Source organism: Peterkaempfera podocarpi (genome assembly GCF_042466665.1).
GTDB classification, from domain to species: domain Bacteria; phylum Actinomycetota; class Actinomycetes; order Streptomycetales; family Streptomycetaceae; genus Peterkaempfera; species Peterkaempfera podocarpi.
Map to the genome: position 1 here is coordinate 4042428 of NZ_CP162102.1, position 23426 is coordinate 4065853.

The 23426-nt window shown below is 72.3% G+C and carries 19 protein-coding genes; 11 read left to right on the top strand and 8 right to left on the bottom strand.

From position 1 onward, the window contains the following. Window positions 1–17 precede the first annotated feature (17 nt). Window positions 18–1499, top strand: a complete 1482-nt coding sequence (locus AB0761_RS17720) for an MFS transporter (protein WP_377270012.1) — start codon at window positions 18–20, stop codon at window positions 1497–1499. Between the two features lie 28 nt (window positions 1500–1527). After that, window positions 1528–2976, top strand: coding sequence for an alpha/beta hydrolase (locus AB0761_RS17725; protein ID WP_377274184.1), 1449 nt, complete (start codon window positions 1528–1530; stop codon window positions 2974–2976). Window positions 2977–3047: 71 nt separating this feature from the next. Here AB0761_RS17725 and AB0761_RS17730 read toward each other — a convergent pair whose 3' ends face one another. From AB0761_RS17730 to AB0761_RS17740, 3 genes are all read right to left on the bottom strand, one after another. Beyond that, window positions 3048–4151, bottom strand: coding sequence for a winged helix DNA-binding domain-containing protein (locus tag AB0761_RS17730; RefSeq protein WP_377270013.1), 1104 nt, complete (start codon window positions 4149–4151; stop codon window positions 3048–3050). A 115-nt stretch (window positions 4152–4266) separates the two neighbouring features. After that, window positions 4267–5286, bottom strand: coding sequence for a zinc-binding dehydrogenase (locus AB0761_RS17735; RefSeq protein WP_377270014.1), 1020 nt, complete (start codon window positions 5284–5286; stop codon window positions 4267–4269). 49 nt (window positions 5287–5335) lie between these two features. Next, window positions 5336–6457 carry an epoxide hydrolase family protein gene (locus AB0761_RS17740; protein ID WP_377270015.1) on the bottom strand — a complete coding sequence of 374 codons (1122 nt, stop codon included), beginning with the start codon at window positions 6455–6457 and terminating at the stop codon, window positions 5336–5338. A gap of 167 nt (window positions 6458–6624) precedes the next feature. Between AB0761_RS17740 and AB0761_RS17745 the strand changes: the two genes are divergently transcribed. The 3 genes from AB0761_RS17745 (at window position 6625) to AB0761_RS17755 (ending at window position 10707) form a co-directional block, all read left to right on the top strand. Then, window positions 6625–7845 carry a cytochrome P450 gene (locus AB0761_RS17745; RefSeq protein ID WP_377270016.1) on the top strand — a complete coding sequence of 407 codons (1221 nt, stop codon included), beginning with the start codon at window positions 6625–6627 and terminating at the stop codon, window positions 7843–7845. Between the two features lie 7 nt (window positions 7846–7852). Next, window positions 7853–8866, top strand: coding sequence for a CaiB/BaiF CoA transferase family protein (locus tag AB0761_RS17750; RefSeq protein WP_377270017.1), 1014 nt, complete (start codon window positions 7853–7855; stop codon window positions 8864–8866). 77 nt (window positions 8867–8943) lie between these two features. Continuing rightward, the gene (locus AB0761_RS17755; RefSeq protein ID WP_377270018.1) at window positions 8944–10707 is read left to right on the top strand and encodes an MFS transporter; all 1764 of its coding nucleotides are present in this window, start codon (window positions 8944–8946) and stop codon (window positions 10705–10707) included. 72 nt (window positions 10708–10779) lie between these two features. Here AB0761_RS17755 and AB0761_RS17760 read toward each other — a convergent pair whose 3' ends face one another. The 4 genes from AB0761_RS17760 to AB0761_RS17775 all read right to left on the bottom strand — a co-directional run bounded on the left by AB0761_RS17760 (window position 10780) and on the right by AB0761_RS17775 (window position 14513). After that, window positions 10780–11886 (bottom strand): epoxide hydrolase family protein, encoded by a 1107-nt coding sequence (locus AB0761_RS17760; RefSeq protein ID WP_377270019.1) that lies wholly within the window; start codon window positions 11884–11886, stop codon window positions 10780–10782. A 96-nt stretch (window positions 11887–11982) separates the two neighbouring features. Continuing rightward, complete coding sequence (locus tag AB0761_RS17765; RefSeq protein WP_377270020.1) at window positions 11983–13023, bottom strand: ketoacyl-ACP synthase III family protein; 1041 nt, start codon at window positions 13021–13023, stop codon at window positions 11983–11985. 1 nt (window position 13024) lies between these two features. Further along, window positions 13025–13270 carry an acyl carrier protein gene (locus AB0761_RS17770; RefSeq protein WP_377270021.1) on the bottom strand — a complete coding sequence of 82 codons (246 nt, stop codon included), beginning with the start codon at window positions 13268–13270 and terminating at the stop codon, window positions 13025–13027. A 46-nt stretch (window positions 13271–13316) separates the two neighbouring features. Continuing rightward, complete coding sequence (locus tag AB0761_RS17775) at window positions 13317–14513, bottom strand: NAD(P)/FAD-dependent oxidoreductase (protein WP_377270022.1); 1197 nt, start codon at window positions 14511–14513, stop codon at window positions 13317–13319. Between the two features lie 416 nt (window positions 14514–14929). Here AB0761_RS17775 and AB0761_RS17780 point away from each other — a divergent pair, with 416 nt between their 5' ends. From AB0761_RS17780 to AB0761_RS17800, 5 genes are read left to right on the top strand one after another with little or no spacing between them, the layout of a single operon-like run. Next, on the top strand, window positions 14930–16483 hold the full coding sequence (locus AB0761_RS17780; protein WP_377270023.1) for an amino acid adenylation domain-containing protein: 1554 nt from the start codon (window positions 14930–14932) through the stop codon (window positions 16481–16483). Window positions 16484–16514: 31 nt separating this feature from the next. After that, window positions 16515–17735, top strand: a complete 1221-nt coding sequence (locus AB0761_RS17785) for a cytochrome P450 (RefSeq protein WP_377270024.1) — start codon at window positions 16515–16517, stop codon at window positions 17733–17735. A gap of 57 nt (window positions 17736–17792) precedes the next feature. Further along, window positions 17793–18566 (top strand): SDR family NAD(P)-dependent oxidoreductase, encoded by a 774-nt coding sequence (locus AB0761_RS17790; protein WP_377270026.1) that lies wholly within the window; start codon window positions 17793–17795, stop codon window positions 18564–18566. 42 nt (window positions 18567–18608) lie between these two features. Then, window positions 18609–19169 (top strand): VOC family protein, encoded by a 561-nt coding sequence (locus AB0761_RS17795; protein ID WP_377270027.1) that lies wholly within the window; start codon window positions 18609–18611, stop codon window positions 19167–19169. Between the two features lie 60 nt (window positions 19170–19229). Then, window positions 19230–19775: a hypothetical protein gene (locus AB0761_RS17800; RefSeq protein WP_377270028.1), complete on the top strand. Its 546-nt coding sequence runs from the start codon at window positions 19230–19232 to the stop codon at window positions 19773–19775. Between the two features lie 127 nt (window positions 19776–19902). On the opposite strand, the gene AB0761_RS17805 is transcribed toward AB0761_RS17800, so the two are convergent. Continuing rightward, a complete protein-coding gene (locus AB0761_RS17805) occupies window positions 19903–21138 on the bottom strand; it encodes a cytochrome P450 (RefSeq protein WP_377270029.1) in 1236 nt (411 codons plus the stop codon). A gap of 660 nt (window positions 21139–21798) precedes the next feature. Between AB0761_RS17805 and cimA the strand changes: the two genes are divergently transcribed. Further along, window positions 21799–23412 (top strand): citramalate synthase, encoded by a 1614-nt coding sequence (gene cimA / locus AB0761_RS17810; protein ID WP_377270030.1) that lies wholly within the window; start codon window positions 21799–21801, stop codon window positions 23410–23412. The last annotated feature ends 14 nt before the right edge of the window (window positions 23413–23426 follow it).

Below are 23426 nucleotides of genomic sequence, written 5' to 3' on the forward strand. Positions count from 1 at the left end.
GGACCAGCGTCACGCCCATGAGTGCTCAGATACTGCGGACCGCGTCCGCCCCCGCCCACCCCGGCACCGGGACCCGCCGGCTCGGACTTGTGCTGGCCGCGTGCTGCCTGGGCCAGTTCATGAACGTGCTGGATGCCTCCGTGGTGAATGTGGCCCTCCCCGCGATCGACCGCGAGCTGGCGTTCGGCCCCGGGCTGCAGTGGGTGAACAGCGCCTACACCATCGCGGTCTGCGGCTTCCTGCTGCTCGGTGGACGGCTGGCCGACCTCTACGGGCAGCGGCGGGTCTTCCTTGCCGGGGTGACCCTGTTCACCCTGGCCAGCAGCGTGGGCGGAGCGGCCGGCGGACCCGCGACCCTGGTGGCCGCGCGTGCCTTCCAGGGCCTGGGGGCGGCGGTCATGACCCCGGCCACGCTGACCGTACTCGCCACCACCTTCACCGAACCCGGCGCCCGGGCAAGGGCGTTCGGGTGGTGGAGCGCGGTGTCGGGCGCCGCCGGAGCGATCGGCGTACTGGCCGGAGGGCTGATCACCCAGTGGTTCTCCTGGCGGTGGATCCTGCTGGTCAACGTCCCCATCGGGCTGGCGCTGCTGGTCGGCGTCGCGCTGGTGGTGCCCGAGTCCCGCCGGCATGGCGACCGCGGATCGCTGGACGTCCCCGGGGCGCTGACGGTGACCCTGGGCCTGATGGCCACCGTGTACGGCATCGCCGAGTCCCACACATACGGCTGGGGGTCGGTGCGGGTGCTGGGGTCGCTGGTGGCGGGGGCCGCGCTGCTGACGCTCTTCCTGCTGATCCAGGCACGGTTCGCCCGGCGGCCGCTGGTTCCGCTGGAGGTCTTCCGCCATCGGTCGATGCGCGCCGCCAACCTGGTCGCCTTCTTCGGCATCGCCGCGCTCTTCTCCACCTTCTACTTCCTCACCCTGGTCCTCCAGCAGGTGCTGGGCTACAGCCCGCTGCGCACCGGCCTGAGCTACCTGCCGCTCTCGCTGGGGCTGGCACTCGGCGGCTGGGGGATCTCCTCGCTGGTGCCCAGGATCGGTCCCCGTCCGGTGCTGCTGGGCGGACTGACCCTGGCCACCCTGGGCCTGCTGTGGCTGGGCCGGCTGGACGAGCACTCCGGCTATGCCGCTGATGTGCTGGGGCCGCTGCTGCTGCTGGGCCTGGGCATGGGCACGGTGCTCAACGCCACCACCAACGCCGCCATCGCCGACCTGCCCGCCCACCAGGCCGGCCTGGCCTCCGGACTGCTGAACACCACCCGGCAGCTGGGCAGCGCACTCGGCCTGGTGGTCCTGGCCACCCTGGCGGCCGGCCGCGGCGGCACCGCCGTGGTCCGCGCCGACGGGGCAGCCCGGCATGCGCTGGCCGCCGGCTACGGCCTGGCCCTGACCGGAGCCGCGTTCTGCGCGGCAGCCGGGCTGCTCGCCGCCCTTGCGGTGCCGGTCCGGAGGGCTTCCAGGTCCGCTCGAGCCGACGGCGAGACGCTGGCCGCCTGACGGCTAAGGAGGTCTTGCGGTGGTCAACATGTGGCCGGGAACGACGACAGAGGACGACCTGCAGGGGTACTACACCCAGCGGCCCGACTGGTCGCAGGGCGTCGACCAGGCCGGGCAGCCGGTGGAGTACGCCACCATCGAGGTCCCGCGCGACTACGCCGACCCGGGCGGCGAGCGGCTCACCCTGGCGATCAGCCGCCGCCGTGCCGCCGGTCCGGCGCGGCGCCGGGGCATTCTGCTCTCCGTCAACGGCGGGCCGGGCGGCGACTGGGGCCTGGGCCGGGACCTGCCGGGGAAGTTCGCCGGCACCCCGGTGCACGAGGTGTACGACCTGATCGGCTTCGACCCCCGCGGGACCGGCGCCTCCACCAGGTTGTACGCCGAGGTCACCGTCCCGCGGGCGGCCTTCGACTCACGGCCGCCGGACTCGGCGTTCGCGAGCCTCGCCGAGGACATGCGGGTGCGCGAGCTGGCCTGCGAGCGGGCGGGCGGCGAGCTGCGCCGCCACATCAGCACCCGCAACACCGCCCGGGACATGGACGTGGTCCGGGGGGTGCTCGGTGAGGAGCGGCTCTCCTTCGTCGGTTACGCCTACGGGGCCTATGTGGGGGCCGTGTACGGCAGTCTCTTCCCCGGCGGGCTGGACCGCAGCGTGCTGGACTCCTGCGTGGGCCCGGACTGGACCTGGCGCGAGCAGTTCCTCCAGCAGGGCGATGCGGTGCGGCGCAATGTGGAGCAGTGGGCGCGCTGGACGGCCGACCGGTCCGGCCGCTTTGCGCTGGGCACCGACCCGCAGCAGGTGCTCACCGCGGTCGAGGTGGTGGTGGCCCGGCTGGAGGCGCTGTCCGGAGGAATCCACCTGCGGACGCTCTTCGACGGCGCGGTGGGCACCCGGGCGGGCGACCGCGGCCGGTGGGCGGAACTCGCTCAGCTGGTCGGCGACCTGGGCCCGGTGACCGACCCGGAGGCAGCCCGGGGGCTGCTCGCCGAGCAGGGCGTCTGGCGGCCCGCCGACAGCGAGGGGGACCTGCGCATCGGCGTCCTGGAGGCGATCACCCTGGAGCATTCCTGGCCGGCCGACCTCGAGGTCTACTACCAGGACATGCGCGACTTCCGCGAGCGCTTCCCCTACGGCTACGGCGTGCTGCGGGCACAGCCCTGGGTGGGCGCGTTCCGCACCTTCACCGCGCCCGAGGAGCCGGTGGTGCCGAAGCGCGACGGCTACCCGGCCGGGCTGGTGGTGCAGGCCGACGGCGACCCCATGGACCACTACGACGGCGGCGTGGCGATGGCGGAGCTGCTCGGCCACCGGCTGCTCACCGTCGCGGACTCGGGCGACCACGAGGTGTACGCACTGGCGGGGAACAAAGAGCTGGACGCCTATGTGGACCGGTATCTGGTGGACGGCGAACTGCCGCCCCCCGGCACGGCCGTACCCGGCACCACCGCGCGCCCGGACGTCCCTGTGGAGCGCTGACCGCGGCTCGCCCGCAACGACGCGGCAGGGGGCGCACCCTTCGGTGCGCCCCCTGCCGCCGGCACACCCGGTCAGCCGAAGCGGACGTCCTGCACCGACGCCCCCGCCGCGGCGAACGCCAGCAGCCGGGCGCCCTCGTCGGCGACCGCGGCACGCTCGCCGGAGCGCAGCGGCGCGAACGGCTCGACCATCAGGGTGGCGGACCCGCGCTGCTGCTCGATCCGCCACAGGCCCGCGACGAAGCCGTCCACCAGGAAGGTGGACCTGATCAGGCCGTTGCGGGTGAAGATCAGCCTGCGCTGCTCGTCGGTCAGGATGCGGCTGCGGTCGGCGTGGGAGAGCAGGATGTTGTCGAACTCCGGCAGGAACCGCACCGGGGCGGCCGTCTCCGGTCCGGGCCTGGGCGCCTCGAGGAGATCGAAGAGTTCTTGGCCGTTCTCGTCGCGGAAGACGGCCAGCCTCGGACGCAGCCGCTTGACCGCGGCGGCCAGGCGGGTCATGCCGGACCAGGTCTGCATGTCCTTGACGCTCGCCGGGCCGAAGGCCGCGAGGTAGCGCAGCACCGTCGCGTCCGGAACGGAGTCCCCGGCCGACGGCCCTCCGAGCCACGACTCGGCGGTGGTGTGGACGGCCTGGCCGCTCTCACCCCAGAGGCCGCGCGGCGGGATCTGGACCAGCGGCACCAGGTTCCGTACGGCGTTGGCGAGGGCGAAGCCGTCGCGTTCCGGCCACCGCTCGACGAGCCGGCTGCCGAGTCCGCCGATCGTCAGCGGCTCCTCCTCGACCAGTCGGCGGCCCAGGGCGGCGACCTCCGCCAGGTCCAGATCGGCCAGTTGGCGGCCGAAGGTGCCCTGCAGCGACCGGGCCAGTGCCTCCTCCAGCACAGGGCGGAGCAGCACGCAGTCGCGGGCGGTGACCAGGTGGATGGTGCTGCGCATCAGCACCAGGCGGACCGCACTGCGGTCCTTGATCAGTCCGGCCAGCTCCTCCAGCCGGAAGCCCGCCAGCCTGGTCCACAGGCCGAGATAGGGCGGGTTGGGGGCCTGGGCCTGCATGCCGACCAGGTGCTCCAGCGCGTCGGCGGCGGGCATCGCGGCGCGCTCCAGCAGCAGCTGCCTGCTCAGCAGGGCGCGATTGAGCTCCCTGCGGGTCAGTACGGGCGGGGTCGCGGTCATGTCGCAATCGTTCCTGACTGGGCGTCGGGCGTCTGCGGCGTCCGGTGCACGCAGTCGGACGCCGCGGTGGTGCTCCCGGGCCGGGGAGCACCACCGCGGGGGGTCGGGCGGGCTGTCAGGACAGCTTCACCAGCACCGTACCGCTGTACCTGCGCTGCTGAAGGGCGATGAAGGCCTCAGGGAGGGCCGGCACGCCGCCCTCCACCACCGTGTGCGGGAAGACGATGCGGCCCTCCTTCAGCCACGCTCCGAACCGGGCGTTCCACCCGTCGATCTGGTCGGGGGTGTGCAGGGTGGCGAAGCCGCGGAAGGACATGTCCTTGGTGATCGCGGTCATCAACGGCAGCCGGGGGCTGCCGCCGTCGCCGCCGTGCTGCCCGGCGAGGGCGCCGCAGAGGGCGAACCGGGCACCGCGTGAGGCGGCCTGGACGGCGGCCTCGAACTGCTCGCCGCCCACGTTGTCGAAGATCACGTCGATCCCGTCGGGGGCGAGCTCGGCCAGCCGGTCGGCGACCGGTCCGTCGTGGTAGTCGAAGGCCGCGTCGAAGCCCAGCTCCTGCACCAGAAAGTCGATCTTCTCCTTGGAACCGGTGCTGCCGATCACGCGCTTGGCCCCGCGCAGCCGGGCGAGCTGCCCGGCCAGCGCACCGACTCCGTTGGTGGCACCGGAGACGAAGACCGTGTCGCCCTCGGCCACCCTGGCGGTCTCCACCAGACCGTGCCAGGCGGTCGGGCCCTGGGAGAGGAAGTACTCGGAGGACGGCAGCTGCGAGCGGTCACGCCGGAAGAAGCCGTGGGCGTCCCCGACCGCGTAGTCCCGCCAGCCGGAGAAGTGCTCGACCAGGTCGCCGACGGCCAGCGCCGGGCTGTTGGAGCGGACGACGGTGCCGACGGTGCGGCCCCACATGGCCACGCCCGGCTGGAAGACCGGGATCGGCAGGGTCGTGGCGGGGTTCATCTGGTCCCGGGCGACGGAGCCGAGGGTCATCCAGTCGTTGCGGACGACGACCTCGCCCTCCCCCGGTTCGGCCAGCTCCACCTCGGCGAGGGTGAAGTGCTGGTGGGCCACCTCGCCCTCCGGGTAGGCGGCCAGGCGGATCTCGCGGCTGGTGGCCGGCAGCGGTTCGGCGCTCATGCGGTGCTCCTTCAGGGTGTCGGCGGTGCGGATGTCGGCAGAGCAGGCGTCAGCGGAGCGTCCGGAAGAACGACCGCAACTCCGCCACCAGCAGCTCGGGCTGCTCCAGCGCGGGGAAGTGACCGCCGCGCTCGTGGTCGGTGAAACGCCGCAGGTCGGTGAAGCGCCGCTCGATCCAGGCGCGTGGCATCCGGGCGTCCTTGGGGAAGACCGAGCAGGCGGTCGGCACATCGACCCGGCCGAGCGCCATCCGGTTGTGGCTCTCCCAGTAGATACGGGCGGAGGAGGCGCCGGTGGCGGCCAGCCAGGACAGCGTGACCGCGTCCAGCAGCCGGTCCCGGGGGACGACCTTCTCCAGGTCGCCGTCGTGGTCGCTCCAGGCCCAGTACTTCTCCACCATCCAGGCCAGCTGGCCGACGGGGGAGTCGGTGAGGGCGTAGCCGAGTGTCTGGGGGCGGGTGGCCTGGATGACCGAGTAGCCCCCCTCCTCGGCCTGGAAGCGCTTGAGTGCGGCCAGCCCGGCGAGGTCCCGCTCGTCCAGCGCGACCTGCTCCTGCGGCGGCCCGGCGAAGGGCATCGCCAGGTGGATGCCGGCCAGGTGCGGGCCGTCGGTCTCGCCGAGCACCCCGGTGAGGAACGAGCCCCAGTCGACGCCGTGGGCGGCATAGCGGTCATAGCCGAGCCGGGCCATCAGCTCGGCCCAGGCCGCGGCGGTGCGCTCGACCGTCCAGCCGGTCGCTGCGGGCTTGTCGCTGAAGGCGTAGCCCGGCAGGGACGGGGCGACCACGTGGAAGGCGTCGGCCGGGTCCTCAGGGTCGGTCAGCGGTCCCACGAGATCCAGGAACTCGACCACGGAGCCGGGCCAGCCGTGGCTGATCAGCAGCGGCATGGCCTCCGGGTGCGGGGAGCGGGCGTGCAGGAAGTGGATGCCCAGGCCGTCGATGTCGGTGCGGAACTGCGGCACCGCGTTCAGCCGCGCCTCGGTCGCACGCCAGTCGTAGGCGTCCTGCCAGTGCCCGGCCAGGTCCCGCAGGTACGCCAGCGGCACCCCCTGTGACCAGTCGTCCACCGTCTCGGCCTCGGGCCAGCGGGTGCGGGACAGCCGCTGCCTCAGGTCGTCGAGCGCCTCCTGCGGGATCTCGGCGCGGAAGGGCGTGAGTGCCGGACTCATGGGGGTTCCTCCTGCGACTGCGGGACGGCGTGAGGGCTCCGCACGCTACGGGCGGCGGCTTGAGCCGGGGTCGAACTCCGCGGCCCCGCAGCCCTCTCCACCCTCTGTCAGGCACCGCTCCAGGCTGCGGTGCGAGCGTGCTTCGGCCCGACGAGGAGGGACCAGTGATGACCACACACGCCGAAGACACCGGTGAGGCGGAAGAGACCTTCCCCTACGAGCGCGCGTGCCCGTTCGCCCCGCCCGCGCAGTACGCGCAGTTCGAGAAGGAACCGGTGAAGCAGGTCCCGCTGCCGACGGGGCTGAAGATCTGGGCCGTCACCGGCCACGAGAACATGCGCCAACTGCTGACCGACCCGCGTACCAGCGCCTCGCGTCGGGAGGCGAACTTCCCGTTCTACTTCAACGCACCGCCGGAGTTCCGCACCGAGACGTCCTTCATCGGCTACGACGGCCGGGAGCACACCACCACACGCCGCAAGGCCGCGGTGACCTTCACCAACCGGCAGGTGCAGCGGCTGCGCCCCCGCATCGAGGAGATCGTCGACAAGGCGATCGACGCCATGCTGGAGGCAGGCCCGGGGGTGGACATGCACCACGCCCTGTCGCTGCCGGTGCCGATGACGGTGATCTGCCTGCTGCTCGGCATCCCTTATGAGGACCATGAGTTCTTCCAGGTCAACGGCACCACCCTGCTGGGCGGCACCGCAACCATGGAGGAGCGCCAGGCGGCGCTGGTCGACGTCAACGAGTATCTGTTCGGCCTGGTGGCTAAGAAGGAGCAGGAGCCCGGTGACGACCTGCTGAGCCGCGCCATCGCCGAGTACCGTGAGGCGGGCGAGGAGTACGAGGCCCGCGACCTGGTCAACCTGTGCCGACTGCTGATGAACGGCGGCCACGAGACCACGGCCTCCATGATCTCCCTGGGCACGGCCTGCCTGCTGGAGCATCCGGACCAGCTGGCGCAGCTGAAGGCCGACCCCGAGCTGATCGTGCCGGCGGTCGAGGAGCTGGTCCGCTATCTGACCATCGGTGACGCGGCGGTGCCGCGGGTGGCCATGGACGACATCGAGGTCGGCGGCGCGGTGATCCCCAAGGGCGACGGCATCCTCTGCCTGGGCCTGACCGCCAACCGCGACCCGGCCGTCTTCGAGAACCCGGACGACCTGATCCTCAGCCGCGGCAACCGCCGGCATTTCGGCTTCGGCCACGGTGTGCACCACTGCATCGGCGCCGACCTGGCCCGGCTGGAGCTGCAGTTGGTGTGGAGCAGGCTCTTCGAGCGCATCCCGACCCTGCGGCTGGCCAAGCCCTTCGAAGAGATCCCCTCCAAGGAGCGCGCGATCATCTACGGCCTGTGGGGCCTGCCGGTCACCTGGGACGTGTGAGCCCGCCATGGGCCCGCTGGAGGGGCTCCGGGTGGTCGAGCTGGCGGCGATCGGCCCGGTGCCCTTCGCCTGCATGATGCTCGCCGACCTCGGGGCGGACGTGGTGCGCGTCGACCGGGCGGACGGCCGCCGTTCGTTCGAGGAGTGGCACCGGGTGCTGGACCGGGGGCGGCGCGCGGTCACCCTGGACCTCAAGGATCCCGGCGGCATCCGGGAGGTGCTGGCCCTGGCCGAGCGCTCCGACGTGCTGGTGGAGGGCTTCCGGCCCGGGGTCGCCGAGCGCCTCGGGGTGGGCCCGGAGGAGTGTCGCGCGCGCAACCCCGGCCTGGTGTACGCCCGGATGACCGGCTGGGGCCAGGACGGCCCGCTGGCCCGCACCCCCGGACACGACATCAACTATCTGGCGCTGACCGGGGCGCTGTACGCGATCGGCGAGGCGGACGGCCCGCCGGTGCCCCCCGTCAACCTGCTGGGCGACTTCGCCGGCGGGGGGATGTTCCTGGTCGCGGGGGTGCTGGCGGCGCTGTACGAGCGGCGGCGCTCCGGGCTCGGCCAGGTGGTGGACGCCGCGATCGTGGACGGCACCGGGGCGATGCTCGGCATGCTGGTCGCGATGGCGGACTCCGGCGAGTGGCGGCACCGCCGCGGGGTGAACCTGCTGGACGGCGGGGCCCCCTTCTACAGCTGCTACACCTGCTCCGACGGCCGCCATGTGGCCGTCGGAGCGCTGGAGGACCGCTTCTACGCAGCGCTGCTGGACGGCCTCGGCCTCGACCCGGCACGCCTCCCCGACCGCTCCCGCACGGCGGACTGGCCGGCACTGCGTCAGGTGTTCGCCGAGCGCTTCGCCTCCCGCGACCGCGACTCCTGGGCTGCCCTCTTCCAGGGCACCGAGGCCTGTGTCACCCCGGTGCTGAGCGTCGCCGAGGCGGCCCTGCACCCGCACCATGTGGCGCGCGGCAGCGGACCGGCCGCACCGGCTCCGCGGTTCAGCCGCACTCAAGCGGTACTCCACCGATGACACCCATTCTGATATCGGTTGCCACGGCCATGCCCGGCCGCGGCGGATCCCTCCGAAACACCTGAGAGGTACCCCCCATGGCTATTGCGTCTGAGCACACTCCGTCCGCGGAGACGGAGGTGAAGAACGCGCCGGCGGCGGAGCCGGCCGACGGCACGGCGGCCGCCGACCCCAGGCGGTGGAAGGCCCTTCTGGTGCTGCTTGTGGCGGCCTTCCTGGACATGCTCGACAGCACGGTCGCCAATGTGGCGGCGCCGTCCATGCAGCGCAGCCTGGGCGCCGGCTATTCGGCGATCCAGTGGGTGCTGGTGGGATACCAGCTCGCCTTCGCCCTGCTGCTGATCCTGGGTGGTCGCCTCGGTGACATCTTCGGCCGGAAGAAGATCTTCCTGGTGGGTGTCGCCGGCTTCACCCTGTCGTCGCTGGCGTCCGGCGTCTCACAGGAGCCGTGGCAGCTGGTGGCGGCCCGGGTGGCGCAGGGTGCCTTCGCCGGTGTGATGGTGCCCCAGGTGATGTCGATCATCCACGTCACCTTCAGCGCCAAGGAGAAGGGCGCTGCCTTCGCCATGTACGGCACGATCTCCGGCCTCGCCGCGACGATCGGTCTCGCCGCCGGCGGCCTGCTGGTGGACTGGAACCTCTTCGGTCTGGACTGGCGCCTGATCTTCCTGATCAACGTGCCGGTGGGCATCGCCGGGCTGATCTACGGCTCCCGGGTCATCGCGGAGTCCAAGGCCCCGCATGCGCTGCGGCTGGACGGGCTGGGCCTGCTGCTGGCCACGCTCGGCATGGTGCTCTTCATCTTCCCGCTGCTGCAGGGCCGCGAGCTGGGCTGGCCGGTGGCCGGCTTCGTCGCGATGGGCGTCTCCGTCCCGGTGCTGGTGGGTTTTGTGCTCTGGCAGCGGCACCGGATCCGTGTCGACGGGTCGCCGCTGGTGGAGCTGGGCCTGTTCCGGATCCGAAGCTTCTCCGCGGGTCTGGCCACCAACCTCGCCTTTTACATTGGCATGGGCATGTTCTCCATCGGCTGGACGCTCTACATGCAGATCGGCCAGGGATGGACCCCCGTGCACGCGGGTCTCACCAGCCTCTTCTTCTGCATCGGCGCCTTCATCTCCTCCACCGGCTCGCTGATCGCCCTGGTGCCCAAGTTCGGCCGCAAGGTGCTGCACATCGGCGCCGTGATCCTGACCCTGGGCCTGCTCGGCTACATCTGGGTGGCCGGCCACTACGGCAGCGCCATCCACTCCTGGCAGTTGGGCCTTCCGCTCTTCCTGATCGGCATCGGCTTCGGTGCCGTCGCCACCCCGCTACCGGTGATCGTCGTCACTGACGTGCCCCACAAGGACGCGGGCTCCGCCTCCGGCCTGGTGCACACCGACATCCAGCTCGGCTTCGCCGTCGGCGGCGCCCTGATCAGCGTGATCTTCTTCGGTGGGCTGGCCGGCAACACGGCCGCCTCCGTGGACCAGATCGCCCCGGCACTCCGCCACGACCTGGTCGCCACCGCCTCGGTGGAGCCGGGGAAGGTCGACTCGGTGGTCGCCGCCTTCCGCACCTGCGCCGTGGATCGCGCCAAGGAGAAGGAGCCCACCACGGTCCCCGCGAGCTGCACCTCGACACCGGCCCTGCAGGACCCCAAGGTGGCAGCCGTCCTCGGCGCCCACGCCGCGGACGTCACCGGTGACTCCTTCGCCCGCAGCATGCAGTCCACCCTGTGGGCCTTCGGCGGGATCGTGGTCCTGGTGTTCTTCCTGATGTTCGCCATCCCCAAGGAGGCGGCGGAGCAGAACTTCGAGGACGAGGGTGCCGCCTCCGAGGCTGTCCCCGCGACCACCTGAGCGGACCTCCGCAGCAGCGGGGGCCGACCGGCGGACTGCCGGTCGGCCCCCGTTTCGCCGTCCGCCCGACGGTCAGCCGGCGAGCCCCCTGAAGAAGCCCCGGATGTCGCCCACCAGCAGGTCGGGGGCGTCATGGGCGGCGAAGTGGCTGCCCCGGTCGTAGCTGTTCCAGGAGACGATGTTCTTGTGGTCCCGCTCGGCCAGCGGGCGGATCGACTGGAAGTCCTGGGCGAAGTTCGCCAGGCCCAGCGGGACGGTGGTGGGTTCGGCGGCCGGCTCCGCACGGGCGTTCTCGTAGTAGAAGCGGGCGGCGGAAGCCGCGGTGCCGGTGAGCCAGTGCACCATGACGTTGGTCAGGGTGTAGTCGGGGCTGACGGTGTCGCCGAACAGCTGCAGGCTCCACGCGAGTTGGCCCACCGGAGAGTCGGCCAGGGCATGGGCCAGGGTCTGCGGCTCGGTGGACTGCAGCTTGTTGAAGGCGCCCTTGTGCTCCATGAACCACTCCAGGAACCGCAGCTTCTCCCGGTCGGCCTCGTCGAAGCCGGCGGTCTCGGCCGGATCGCCGGACGGGAACGACAGGATCTGGGTGACGTGCACGCCGACGACGTGCTCCGGGTCCACCCGGCCCAGCTCGGGCGTGACGATCGAACCGGCGTCGTTGCCGTGGGCGCCGTAGCGTCCGTAGCCGAGCCTGCGCATCAGCTCCGCCCAGGCCCGGGCGGTACGGCGGTAGTCCCAGCCCCGCTCGGTGGTCGGGCCCGACCAGCCGAAGCCCGGCAGATGCGGGATCACCAGGTGGAAGGCGTCGGCCGGGTCCTGGGGCTCGGTCAGCGGCGCGATCACGTCGAGGTACTCGGCGACCGACATCGGCCAGCCGTGGGTGAGGACCAGCGGGGTGGCATCGGGGTGGGGCGAGCGCACATGCAGGAAGTGGATGCGCTGACCGTCGATGGTGGTGGTGAACTGCGGGTGGCTGTTCAGCCGGGCCTCCCAGGCCCGCCAGTCGTAGCCGTCGCGCCAGTACGCGACCAGCTCCTGGACCTGCCGCAGCGGAACGCCGTACGCATCTCCCACGCCTGCCAGTTCACCGGTCCAGCGGGTGCGCGCGAGCCGGTCGGCGAGATCGTCCAGGTCGGCCTGCGGGGTCTGGATGCGGAACGGGTGGATCTCCTCGTTCATCGTGTGCCATGCCTTTCTTCGTCGGATCGATCAGGCTTCCGGGCAGCCCTGCGGGGGAGGTGCCGGGCGGCCCCTCCCCCGCGGTGGCGGTGCGCGTCACACGCCCCAGTCGGGCGTCTCCAGGAACTCCAGAACGGCGACCGTCCAGACGTAGCCGGCTCCGGCGCCGTGCAGCACGGCCAGGTCGCCGGGCTTGGGGCTGCGGGTGGCGATCACATGGTCCAGGCCGATCACCGGGTCGGCGGTGCCGACCATGCCCAGGCCCTGTCCCCAGTCGTAGGTCGAGGTGGACCGGTCGACGCCCAGCAGTCCGTAGATGGCGTACGACGCAATGGACTCGGCGATGTTCTGGTGCAGGAAGAAGCGGATGTCGGACAGCTCCACCTCCGCCTCCTTGAGCACCTGCTGGAGGGAGAACTGCACATTGGCGGAGATCTTGTCGATCGCCGCCTCCAGATCCATGTCCTCGGCCAGCAGGTAGGTCTTCTTGCGGGCCGCCACCCCGATGGTCTCGCCGTTGGGGAACGGGGTGTCCGACCAGTCCTCGCCACGGCCCATCGGTTCCAGCGAGGAGTCGCCGATCGAGTAGGTCGCCCGCACCCGGGCGAACCCGGCCCTGGTGGACAGCACCAGAGCCCCGGCGCCGTCCCCCTCGACGGTCTGCTCGTCGGACCCCCACCGGTCGATGTACGGCATACGGAAGGCGTCGCCGCCGGTGAGCAGCGCCGCGGTGACGTCCGGACGGCTGGTCACATATGAGGCGGCGACCTCCAGCGCGGCCATGAAGCCGTTGCAGCCCTGCTTGATCTCGAAGGCGGCGGCGGTGCCGCCGACGGTCTCCCGCTGCACATAGCTGGCCGGCGTCCACAGGTCGAGCCCCTGGTGCCCGATGTAGGAGTGGAGCACCAGCCCGAACTCCTCATGGGCATGGCCCGAGCGGGCGACCGCCTGCCGGCCCGCGATCGCCGCCATCGTCGGCCCGGTCTCCCCCGGCGCCGCCACATGCACCGAGCGGTAGCCGTTCGTGGACTGCCGCTCGGCGGTGTACCGGCCGTCGGCTATCGCCTCGGCCGCGGTCTCGACGCGTGCGGGCAGGTAGCTGCCGACCCCCGCGACATACAGGTCGTCCCAGCGCATCTCAGGCTCCTTCGGCGAGGGCGGACGCGGACAGGTACCGGGCCAGCGACTCCGCGGTGGGCGCGGAGTAGATCCGGCGGATCGGCGTCCTGGTGCCGTACACCGTGTGGATGCGGCGGGCCAGCCTGGAGGCCAGCAGCGAATGGCCGCCCAGGTCGAAGAAGCTGTCCGCGGGGTCGACCTCGGGTATGCCGAGGAGCTCCGCGAACAGCGTGCACAGCTCCTGCTCCAACTCCTGTGTGGTCACACGTGCCTCCAGTGGTGTCTGTCGTCGAACGGGAAGGGTGCGGGCCTCACGCGGAGGCGGACAGTCGGGCGTGCAGCTCGTCGTCGTAGAAGTCCTCGACCGACAGGGCGCCGGCCGCGGAGGCGAAGTAGCGTCCGGTGAGCTCGGGCGACTCGGACACCGCGCGCAGCATGGCCAGCCGCTCCGGGGTGACCTCCAGCCGGCTGACGAACAGGGTGTTGCGGTAGCCCTCGAAGAGCTCGTCCTCGTGCAGCTCGGCATACCGGCGCAGCGCACCGTCCAGCCTGGCCGGGTCCTGCAGGCCGTCGCCGACGCACTCCGCCAGCAGGTCCGCCTGGAGGAAGGCGTCGCTGATCCCCCGCGCGGTGATCGAGTCCTTGTGGTGGGCGGCGTCGCCCACCAGGGCCCAGCCCGGCCCGCTCGCCCGCCGGAAGAAGTTCTGCTGGTCGCCCGTACCGCGCAGCCGCTCCACCCGCTCGCCGCCCTGGGCGATCCGCTCCCACAGGTCGGGCGAGGTGGTCCGGATGTTCTCCAGGTAGAAGTGGAGCGCGTCGCCCCGGACCCGGTCGAAGTCCTGCTGGGGGTAGTAGCCGGCGATCATTGTCGCGCCGTCGTTGGTCGGTACCGCGCCGATCCAGCGGCCCGGACGCTCGTACAGCTCGAAATCGGTCCGCAGGCCCTGCCAGTAGGTGTAGTAGATGCAGCTCTGCAGGGGGTCCTGGACGGTGTACTCGGCGCCCACCCCCTTGGCGAACGTCGACCGCATGCCGTCGGCACCCACCACCAGGCGGGCCCGCTCCTGGACGGGCGTGCCCTGGGGAGAACGGCAGTGGACGCCCACCACCCGATCGCCGTCCCACACCGGTCCGGAGGCCGAACAGGCGTCGCGAAACTCGGCGCCCGCTGCCACCGCCGCATCGATGAGGATCTTGTCCAGCAGCTGCCGGCGCGGAGCATAGGCGGCACTCTGGCCCTCGAACTCCTCGGCCCCGCCGTCCAGCCGCACGTCCTCCACCTGGTAGACGGTCCGGCTCAGGGCCGGGCAGCCGGTCGCCTTCACCGCGTCCAGCACTCCCCAGCGAGCCAGTCGGGCGATGCCCGGCTGGTGGATGTAGTGCGTGGAGAGGGTGTCACTGGGGAAGCGCGCCCGGTCGACGAGCAGTACCCGGTACCCGGCCTGGGCGAGGACCAGGGCTGTGGAGGCGCCCGCCACTCGGGCACCCACCACGATGACGTCGTACATTCCGGACCTCCTTGTTGTGGCCTGCGCCGCCGGGTTCACGGGCCCTCACGGGCACCGTGGCACTCCCGTCTCGAGGCCCACTCGAAGCGCCTGCCCGCCCGCCGGACCACCCGGCCCTCGGGGGGCGGGGCGTTGCCTGGTCACCGCCCGGCGCAGGGACGCAGCGAGGTCGTGCGGACAGGGGGAAGGCGCTCCTCGGCCCACTGGCGGAAGGTGCAGGCGGGGGGTCGGTGGCGCCTTCGACGGTTTCGGCGAGCGGATCGGGCGGGCAGCGCCACTCCACCTTCACCAGAAGTGATCGAGCCCAGGACGAATCCCCGTGGACCCGGCCGGCGCCCTGGCGCCCGGTCCAGCGGGAGTCGAGCCCCTCGTCCCAAGCTGCTGTCTCCGCAGCAGTGACGAGAGGAGACGCGGCCATGTCGTCATCGGTACCGGAGGCGTTCCGCAGCCGGGTGGCCGGCACGCCTGACGCCGTAGCGGTCTCATCCGCGGGAGAGGACGTCAGTTACGGCCTGCTGGATGCGTGGTCGGACGCCCTGGCGCAGCAGCTGACCAGCGAGGCGGGGGTCCGCCCCGGGGACCGTGTCGCCGTGTCCATGGAGCGTTCGCCCGGGCTGGTGGCGGCGCTGCTGGGCGTGCTCAAGGCCGGTGCGGCGTATCTGCCCGTCGCGGTGGACGACCCGGACCAGCGGGTGGCCGACGTGCTGGCCGACGCGGGTGCCGGCGTGGCGCTGTGCGATCCGGACGGTCGGCCGCGACTCGCCCGGCACGGCGTGCGCGCGCTCGGCGTCCCCGCCTCGCCGGACGGGTCCGTGGCCGTCGGGCGGGGTGAGCAGCACCCCGCTGCGCACCCCGCCGTCGACCCGCACGCCCTGGCCTATCTGATGTACACCTCCGGCTCCACCGGCCGGCCCAAAGCGGTGGCTGTCGAGCACCGCAACATCACCAACCTGGTGACCGCGCCCAACTACGTGGGCCTGGGCCCTGACGACCGGATCCTGCAGCTGGCGCCCGTCGCCTTCGACGCAGCGACCTTCGAGATCTGGGGGGCGCTGCTCAACGGCGCCCGGCTGGTCCTCGCCCCGCCCGAACAGGTGGAGGCGGAGGATCTGGGAGAGCTGCTGCGCGACGCCGGGATCACGGTGCTCTGGCTGACGGCCGCGCTGTTCCACCGCCAGATCGAGGTGGACGTAAAGGCGCTGGCGGGGCTGCACACCGTGCTGGCCGGGGGCGACGTGCTCTCCGTCCCGCATGTCCGTGAGCTGCGGGAGGCCCTGCCGGACTGCCGGATCGTCAACGGGTACGGCCCCACCGAGACCACCACGTTCGCGGTCTGCCACCGGGTCGGCCCCACCGAGGACCTCGGCCGGGCCGTGCCCATCGGCCGACCGCTGCAGAACGTCACCGCGGTGATCGTCGACGAGACCGGCCGCCCGGTGCCCGACGGCACCCCCGGCGAGCTGTGGATCGGCGGAGCGGGTGTCTCCCGCGGCTACTGGCGGCGTCCCGAGCTGACCGCCGCCGCCTTTGTCACCCCGGCCTGGGCCGGCGCGGCAGGCCGGGGCGATGCGGACGGCCGGTTCTACCGCAGTGGCGACCAGGCACGGCGCCGCCCCGACGGCGTCATCGAGTACCTCGGCCGCATCGACGACCAGTTCAAACTGCGCGGTTTCCGGATCGAACCCGGTGAGATCGAGAGCCTCCTGACCGAGCATGCGCAGGTTCGCGCCGCCGCGGTGGGCATCCGCGAGAGCCACCTCGGCGACCGCCGCCTGGTGGCCTGGGTGGTGCCGGCCGGCGACGCGCTGGACCGCCGCACCCTCCGTGCCCAGCTGCGCGAGCGGGTGCCCGAGCACATGGTGCCGGCCGCCTTCGTGGCCCTGGACGCGCTGCCGATCACGGCCAACGGCAAGACCGACCGCAAGGCACTGCCCGCCCCCGACTGGACGTCACGGTCCATCTACGTCTGACGCCCCAGCTGAGATGTCAGGAGGCATCACCATGACCGAACTGCCCGTCTTCCCCTTCCCGGGGTCGAGCTACCGGGGGCCGGACCCGATCTTCACCCGACTGCGGGCGGAGCGGCCCGTCGTGCGGGTGGAGTGGACCGGCGGCGGCCACGCCTGGCTGGTCACCCGGTACGCCGATGTGCGGGCGGTGCTGGAGGACACCCGCTTCAGCCGGGCTGCCTCGTACGCGCCCGATGCGCCGAAGTTCAGCGGGCTCTTCCAGGCCCCGCCCGGCATGATCATTTCTCTGGACCCGCCGGACCACACCCGGCTGCGCGTCCTGGCCACACAGGCCTTCTCGCCGGAGCGCATCGAGGGCATGCGTCCGCGGATGCGCGAGCTGGCCGGCCGGCTGCTGGACTCGCTGGAGAAGGAGGCGGCCGACGGCGCTGCGGTGGACCTGGTGGCGGGCTTCGCCTCGCCGCTGGCCATGTCGGTGATCTGCGAGTTGCTCGGGGTGCCCGAGCAGGACCGTGAGCAGTTCCACACATGGGTGCGGCAGTTCGCCGATGTCTCGGGGCCTGAGGAGCAGGCGGTCGAGGGCCGGGAGAAGCTGGGCGCCTATATCGCGGGCCTGGTCGGCTCGAAGTTCGAAGGCCCCGGCGACGATGTGCTCTCAGCCCTGATCCAGGCCCGGGACGGCGAGGACCGCCTCTCCTTCGAGGAGCTCATCGGGCTCGGCTACACCCTGCTGGGCGGGGGCTTCGACTCCGCGGCGGGCCAGATCTCCAACTTCGTCCTCACCCTGCTCGCCCACCATCCCGAGGTCTGGCGGCGGCTCGGCGACCATCCGGAGGAGATCCCGGCCGCCGTCGAGGAACTGCTGCGCACCGTCAACCTGACCGGCAACGACACCTCCGGTCTCCCCCGGATCGCCACCGAGGACGTCACCCTCGGCGGGGTGACGATCCCCGCCGGGGACGCGGTCTTCCTCTCCTTCGCGTCGGCCAATCGCGACGAAGCGGTCTTCCCCGACGCGGACCGGGTCGACTTCGCCCGCGCCGCCGACCCGCACCTGGCCTTCGGCCACGGCATCCACCACTGCCTGGGCGCTCCCCTGGCCCGTATCGAACTGGCCGTCGCCATCGAGGAGCTGACCCGCCGCTTCCCGGCGGCCCGTCCGGCCGTGGCGGAGGGCGAACTGCGCTGGCGGATCGGCGATGTCAACCACAACCTGGTCGCCCTGCCGCTCCGTCTCAGCGACGGTGAGTGACCCCGCCCCGGGCTCCGCTCCCGGCCCCTCGACCGGATCTCCGGAAAGGACCAGCCCATGACCGACCAATTCCCCGCTGGACTGCGCGTCGTCGTCACCGGCGGCGGCACCGGGATCGGCCGCACCACCGCCCTGACCTTCGCCCGGCTCGGCGCCGCTTCGGTGATCATCACCGGGCGCCGGGCGGAGCGGCTGGCCGAGGCGGCGGCGCTGCACCCGGCGATCGTCCCGGTTCGGGCCGACGTCGCCACCGAGGAGGGCGCAGAGGCCGTCGCCGCGGCGGCCGGCGAACACGGCGGCGCCGTGGATGTGCTGGTGCACAACGCGGGCATCCACCACATCGCACCGCTCGGCGAGATCGACCTCAAGGCCGCCCGGGATCTCTTCGACGTCAACGTCCTGGGCACCGTCGTGCTGACCGACCGACTGCTGCCGCTGCTGCGCTCCCCCGGCGGCAACATCGTCTTCGTGACCAGTCCGGCCGGCCACAACCCGACCCCCACGGTCTCCATGTACGCGGCCAGCAAGGCCGCCGTGAACAGCCTCACCCGCACCTGGGCGCTGGAGCTGGCCCCCCGGGGCATCCGAGTCAACGCTGTGGCGCCCGGCTGGGTGCGCACCGAGGTCTACGAGAGCAGCGGCATGACCACCGAGCAGGTCGACGGACTCTTCGAGCAGGCCGCCAAGGGCGTGCCGCTCGGGGCGACCGGAGTCCCCGACGACGTGACGCTGTGGATCACCCGGCTGGTGGAGCCGTCGAGCTCCTGGGTGACCGGCCAGATCATCACCATGGACGGCGGCGCGGACCTGGTCCGGGCACGGCAGGTCTGACACCGCTGCTCCGCACATGTCGACCGAAAGGCAGGAATCCCCATGCCCGACACACCGGCAGCGCAGCACGGCCGGCCCCCGCTCGGCTCGGTCCTGACCCCGGACGCGCTGTTCCACACGGGCCTGGTGGTCGCGGACCTCGACCTCGCGATGAAGACCCTGAGCGAGCTCGCCGGCTACCACTGGACCAGCGTCATGGAGCTGGACGTCACCGCCCGCACCCCGGCCGGGCTGCAGCACGCCGCGCAGCGCTTCGTCCTCTCGGTGGAGGAGCCGCGGCTGGAACTCGTGGAGGAGATCCCCGGAACCGTCTGGGTCTCCGACGGCAGCAACGGCGCCCATCACATCGGCTACTGGGCCGAGGCGGAGGCCATCGGAACCACCTCGGCGGCGCTGGTCGAGCTGGGGCTCCCGGTGGAGGCGTCCAACGACAGCGAGGCCGACGGCCAACTGCTGTGGGTCTACCACCGCGGCCTCGGCGGGTTGCGGATCGAGTTGCTGTCCACCCTGATGCGGCCGCCCATGGAGGCCTGGATCGCCGGCTCCGACCCGGCAGCCGTCCAGAGCGGCGCCCCCGGCGCCGACTCCGCAGGGGGCCGCTGAGCCCGGCCGGGCTCCAGCCCCCGAAGCCCGACCCATCAGCCCGACCCGCGAGGAACTCCGATGTCCCACAGCGCCCTTCACCCCTCCCGCCGGCACCGCGGTGCACGGCGCGCCGCGAGCCTGTTCCTGGTCGCAACCGCCGCGATCTCCACCGCCGGCACCGCGCAGGCCGACATCGCGCAGACCGGCACCACGCAGACCGGCACCGACAGCCACAGCGGCACCAACGACCCCACCGGTACCTGGGATGTCACGGTCACCGTGGACACGCCCCAGGGCCCTTCCGTCGCCGACGACGTCTTCGTCTTCGCCGCCGACCATCAGCTGCACATGGACGGCCCGCCCGGCCCCGACGGCGTTCCGCAGTTCGGCGGCGACGGGTTCTGGGAGTCGCGTCCGGACGGTTCGCTCTCCTTCTACATCACCCACCCGTTCCTGGACGGCGGGCCCTATCCCGGCGCGGTCCAGGCCGTCCATATCGGCACGGTCCACGGCAACCACCTGTCCACCTCGGCGGTCGCCTTCGTCAGCGCCGGTTCGCCGGTGTCCCTCCAGGGGCCCATCGAGGTCTCCAGCACGGGGACCCGGGTGTCCACCGCAGGTTGACCGGGCGGACGGCGGATGCCCGGGACGCGATCGCGTCCCGGGCATCCGCCGTCCGCCCGGTCAGGGAGTCCCCCGTGCAGAGGCGGTGCGCCGGGCCGTGCACCACCCCTGGGGCGCAGAGGCCGCCTCAGCTTCCCCAAGTGACCGGGAGGGCTGCCAGCGAGTGGTTGATCTCCCCCTGGTGCCAGACCAGGTCGGCCTCCGGTACCGCCGGCCGCAGGTCCGGAAAGCGCCGCACCAGCCCGTCGATGGCGACCTCCAGCTCCAGCCGGGAAAGCTGTTTGCCGATGCAGTAGTGCATGCCGTGCCCGAAGGAGAGGTGCGGGTTGTGGGCGCGGGCCAGGTCGAGCCGGTCGGGGTCGGCGAAGACGGCTGCGTCCCGGTTGGCGGAGGTGATCGAGAGGACCACCGCGTCACCCTTGGCGATCCTGACCCCGGCGATCTCCAGATCCTCCCGCGCGATCCGCGGGTTGCCCGCGGTGTCCGTGGAGAAGAGGTTGACGTGCCGCAGCAGCTCCTCCACGGCGGCCGGGACACGGGCCGGATCCTCCGCCAGCCAGCGCCACTGGTCGCGGTGGCGCCCGATCAGCGCCAGTACGGAGTTGGCGAGCTGGCTGGCCGTGGTGTCGAAGCCGGCGCCGATCAGAGTGAAGGCGAAGGTCACCAGCTCCTGCTCGCTGAGCCGGTCGCCCTCGTCCCGTGCCGCGATCAGCGCCGACAGCAGGTCGTCGGCGGGATTGGCCCGCTTGTCGGCGACCACGGCCACCATGGACTCGTAGAGCTTGGCCAGTCCGGTCCGTGAGTCGCCGCCCTCCTCCTGGTCGTCGACGGTGACAAAGTCGCGAGCGTTGACCGCGAAGAGCTCCAGCACCTCCATGGGCGCACCCAGGAACTCCCCGATGACCCGCAGCGGCATCGGCAGCGTCAACTGCCGTACAAGGTCGAGCGGGCCGCTGCGGCCGGCCATCTCGTCCAGCAGCTCGTCGGCGATGCGCTGCACGGTGGGCCGCAGCTGCTCGATCCGCCGGGCGGTGAACGGCCCCGCCGCCAGCTTCCGCAACCGGGAGTGCTCCGGGGCGTCCATCGAGATGATCATCTCGGGGGTGGAGGTCATCGCCCCGCCGATCCGGGGGGCGTCCGCCTTCACCGTGTCAGCGCGGCCGAGCCTGGGGTCGGCCAGGGCCTCCCGCACGTCCTCGTACCGGCTCAGCAGCCAGGCGTCCACACCGCCCTCGGTGTGCACACGGGCCACCGGGCACTCCGCCCGCAACCGGGCGTACTGCGGGGCTGGGCCCTGGTAGGAGGAACCGGGGAAGGGAAACACATCTTCGAGGTCCACTGGGGGCTCGGGCAGGACAGACAAGACGACACCTCCGCTTTCGCCGCTTCAGGCCCGCGCCGGGACTGCCGGGCACGGGCCGTCGGAACGTAACGGCGGACGCTGGAAGGCGACTCGCCCGGTCCTCAAGCCGGGCTCTTCCCCTCCGGAGCCGTCCGGTCGCGGTCCCGTTGCGGTCGCGGTCCGGCAGCGCCTCCGGCCCGGGCCCCCGCGGTGCCGGGCGGGGCACGCGTTCAGCGGGTGCCTCCAGAGGCACCGTGAAGACCTCGGCGACGCTGCCGTCGCACGGTGCAGCAGGGCGGCGCCCGAGAAGGTGTGGCCGGCACCCGCGATCCACCACTGCGGAATGCCGTGGACGGTCCCGAGTACACCCCCTCCGGGTCGGGTAGCGGGTCCGCCGCACGGTGGGCGAACGAACCGTCGGACCGCGGGGCCGAGCGCCTCCAGGGTGCAGCCGCCGCGGACGACCAACGCGGCGGCAGGGAGAGGGCGTCCCGTCGACGGCGGAGCTGGTGGTCCAGGTTTTTTCCAGCTCTGCCACCTGCGTATCCGTGGATGCAGTCATGCCGCCGAGCCTGCGGCAGCCCGCTCGGGCCTGTTTTGCGCCGGGCCGCCTCCACCGCCGGTCCAGCCCCTCCCGAGCCCGCCACCGGACGGTGACCGCACCGGAGAGAGGGAGGGGACATGGCAGAGCGGCGCTTCCAGCTGTACGACACGACCCTGCGCGACGGAACGCAGCAGGAGGGCATGGTGCTGACGGTCGAGGACAAGCTCGCCGTCGCGCGCAGGCTGGATGCCTTCGGGGTCGGCTTCATCGAGGGCGGGTGGCCGGGGGCGGTCCCCCGCGACACCGAGTTCTTCCGCCGTGCCCGTACCGAACTCGACCTGCGATCGGCGCAGTTGGCCGCCTTCGGCGCCACCCGCAAACCGGGGGCGCTGGTCTCCGTCGACCCCCAGGTACGGGCGCTGCTGGCGGCGGACACCCCTGTGGTGACCCTGGTCGCCAAGAGCCACCCCCGCCATGTGGAGCTCGCCCTGCGCACCACCCTCGCGGAGAACCTCGCCATGATCGGCAGCACGGTACGGCACCTGGTGCACGCCGGCCGGCGGGTCTTCGTCGACGCAGAGCACTACTTCGACGGCTACCGGCTCAACCGGGAGTACGCCCTGGAGGTGGTGCGGACCGCCGCCGAGGCCGGTGCCGAGACGGTCGTGCTCTGCGACACCAACGGCGGCTCGCTGCCCGACGAGGTACGGGCTGTGGTCGGCGACACACTGCAGTCCACCGGCATCGCGCTGGGCATCCACTGCCATGACGACACCGGCTGCGCCGTCGCCAACACCCTGGCTGCCGTGGACGCGGGCGCCGACCATGTGCAGGGCACCGCGCACGGCTACGGCGAGCGGTGCGGCAACGCCAACCTCTTCACCGTGACCGCCAACCTGGTCCTCAAGCGCGGTATCGAGGCGGTCCCGGTGGAGCGGCTGCGCGAGGCGGCCGGGCTCGGCCGGGCGATCGGCGAGCTGACCGGGGTGCCGGGCCACCCGGCCGCCCCGTACGTCGGCGCGACCGCCTTTGTGCACAAGGCCGGGCTGCACGCCTCGGCGCTGCGGGTCGACCCCGACCTCTATCAGCACACCAGACCGGAGCTGGTCGGCAACGAGATGCGCACCCTGGTCTCGGACCTGGGCGGACGTTCCTCCATCGAGCTCAAGGCCCGTTCCCTGGGCTACCCGGTCACCGCGGGCTCCAACGAGGTGGCGCGCACCGCGGCCCGGGTCAAGGAGCTGGAGAACCTCGGCTACGCCTTCGAGTCCGCCGACGCCTCCTTCGAGCTGCTGCTGCGCGAGGAGCTGGCGGGCGGCAGCCTTGCGCGGCCCTTCGAGGTGGAGTCCTGGCGGGTGGGCGTCGACCGGCTGCCGCAGGGCGAGGTGCGCACCGAGGCCTCGGTGCGGCTGCGGGTGGACGGCATCCCGCTGATCGCCTCCGGCGAGGGCAACGGCCCGGTCAACGCCCTGGACCGGGCCCTGCACAAGGCACTCGACCCGCGCTTCCCCGAGCTGGCCGGCCTGGAACTGGTGGACTACCAGGTGCGGGTGCTCAACGCCGAGGCCGGCAGCGAGGCCGCGGCCCGGGTGCTGATCTCCTACCGGCACGGCGGCCGCTGCTGGGCCACCGTCGGTGTCGACGAGAACATGGTCGCCGCCTCCTGGCGGGCACTGCTGGACGCGGTCCACTTCGTGCTGCTGGGCAGAGAGGGCACCGAGCGGCTGGCCCCCGTCGCCGCGGCGAGCTGAGCGGCGGCCCCGCC

Excerpts from the sequence above, each read along its gene's own strand:
- AB0761_RS17720 (WP_377270012.1), top strand. The coding sequence starts at position 18 with ATGAGTGCTCAGATACTGCGGACCGCGTCCGCCCCCGCCCACCCCGGC.
- AB0761_RS17725 (WP_377274184.1), top strand. The coding sequence starts at position 1,528 with ATGTGGCCGGGAACGACGACAGAGGACGACCTGCAGGGGTACTACACC.
- AB0761_RS17730 (WP_377270013.1), bottom strand. The coding sequence starts at position 4,151 with ATGACCGCGACCCCGCCCGTACTGACCCGCAGGGAGCTCAATCGCGCC.
- AB0761_RS17735 (WP_377270014.1), bottom strand. The coding sequence starts at position 5,286 with ATGAGCGCCGAACCGCTGCCGGCCACCAGCCGCGAGATCCGCCTGGCC.
- AB0761_RS17740 (WP_377270015.1), bottom strand. The coding sequence starts at position 6,457 with ATGAGTCCGGCACTCACGCCCTTCCGCGCCGAGATCCCGCAGGAGGCG.
- AB0761_RS17745 (WP_377270016.1), top strand. The coding sequence starts at position 6,625 with ATGACCACACACGCCGAAGACACCGGTGAGGCGGAAGAGACCTTCCCC.
- AB0761_RS17750 (WP_377270017.1), top strand. The coding sequence starts at position 7,853 with ATGGGCCCGCTGGAGGGGCTCCGGGTGGTCGAGCTGGCGGCGATCGGC.
- AB0761_RS17755 (WP_377270018.1), top strand. The coding sequence starts at position 8,944 with ATGGCTATTGCGTCTGAGCACACTCCGTCCGCGGAGACGGAGGTGAAG.
- AB0761_RS17760 (WP_377270019.1), bottom strand. The coding sequence starts at position 11,886 with ATGAACGAGGAGATCCACCCGTTCCGCATCCAGACCCCGCAGGCCGAC.
- AB0761_RS17765 (WP_377270020.1), bottom strand. The coding sequence starts at position 13,023 with ATGCGCTGGGACGACCTGTATGTCGCGGGGGTCGGCAGCTACCTGCCC.
- AB0761_RS17775 (WP_377270022.1), bottom strand. The coding sequence starts at position 14,513 with ATGTACGACGTCATCGTGGTGGGTGCCCGAGTGGCGGGCGCCTCCACA.
- AB0761_RS17780 (WP_377270023.1), top strand. The coding sequence starts at position 14,930 with ATGTCGTCATCGGTACCGGAGGCGTTCCGCAGCCGGGTGGCCGGCACG.
- AB0761_RS17785 (WP_377270024.1), top strand. The coding sequence starts at position 16,515 with ATGACCGAACTGCCCGTCTTCCCCTTCCCGGGGTCGAGCTACCGGGGG.
- AB0761_RS17790 (WP_377270026.1), top strand. The coding sequence starts at position 17,793 with ATGACCGACCAATTCCCCGCTGGACTGCGCGTCGTCGTCACCGGCGGC.
- AB0761_RS17795 (WP_377270027.1), top strand. The coding sequence starts at position 18,609 with ATGCCCGACACACCGGCAGCGCAGCACGGCCGGCCCCCGCTCGGCTCG.
- AB0761_RS17800 (WP_377270028.1), top strand. The coding sequence starts at position 19,230 with ATGTCCCACAGCGCCCTTCACCCCTCCCGCCGGCACCGCGGTGCACGG.
- cimA (WP_377270030.1), top strand. The coding sequence starts at position 21,799 with ATGGCAGAGCGGCGCTTCCAGCTGTACGACACGACCCTGCGCGACGGA.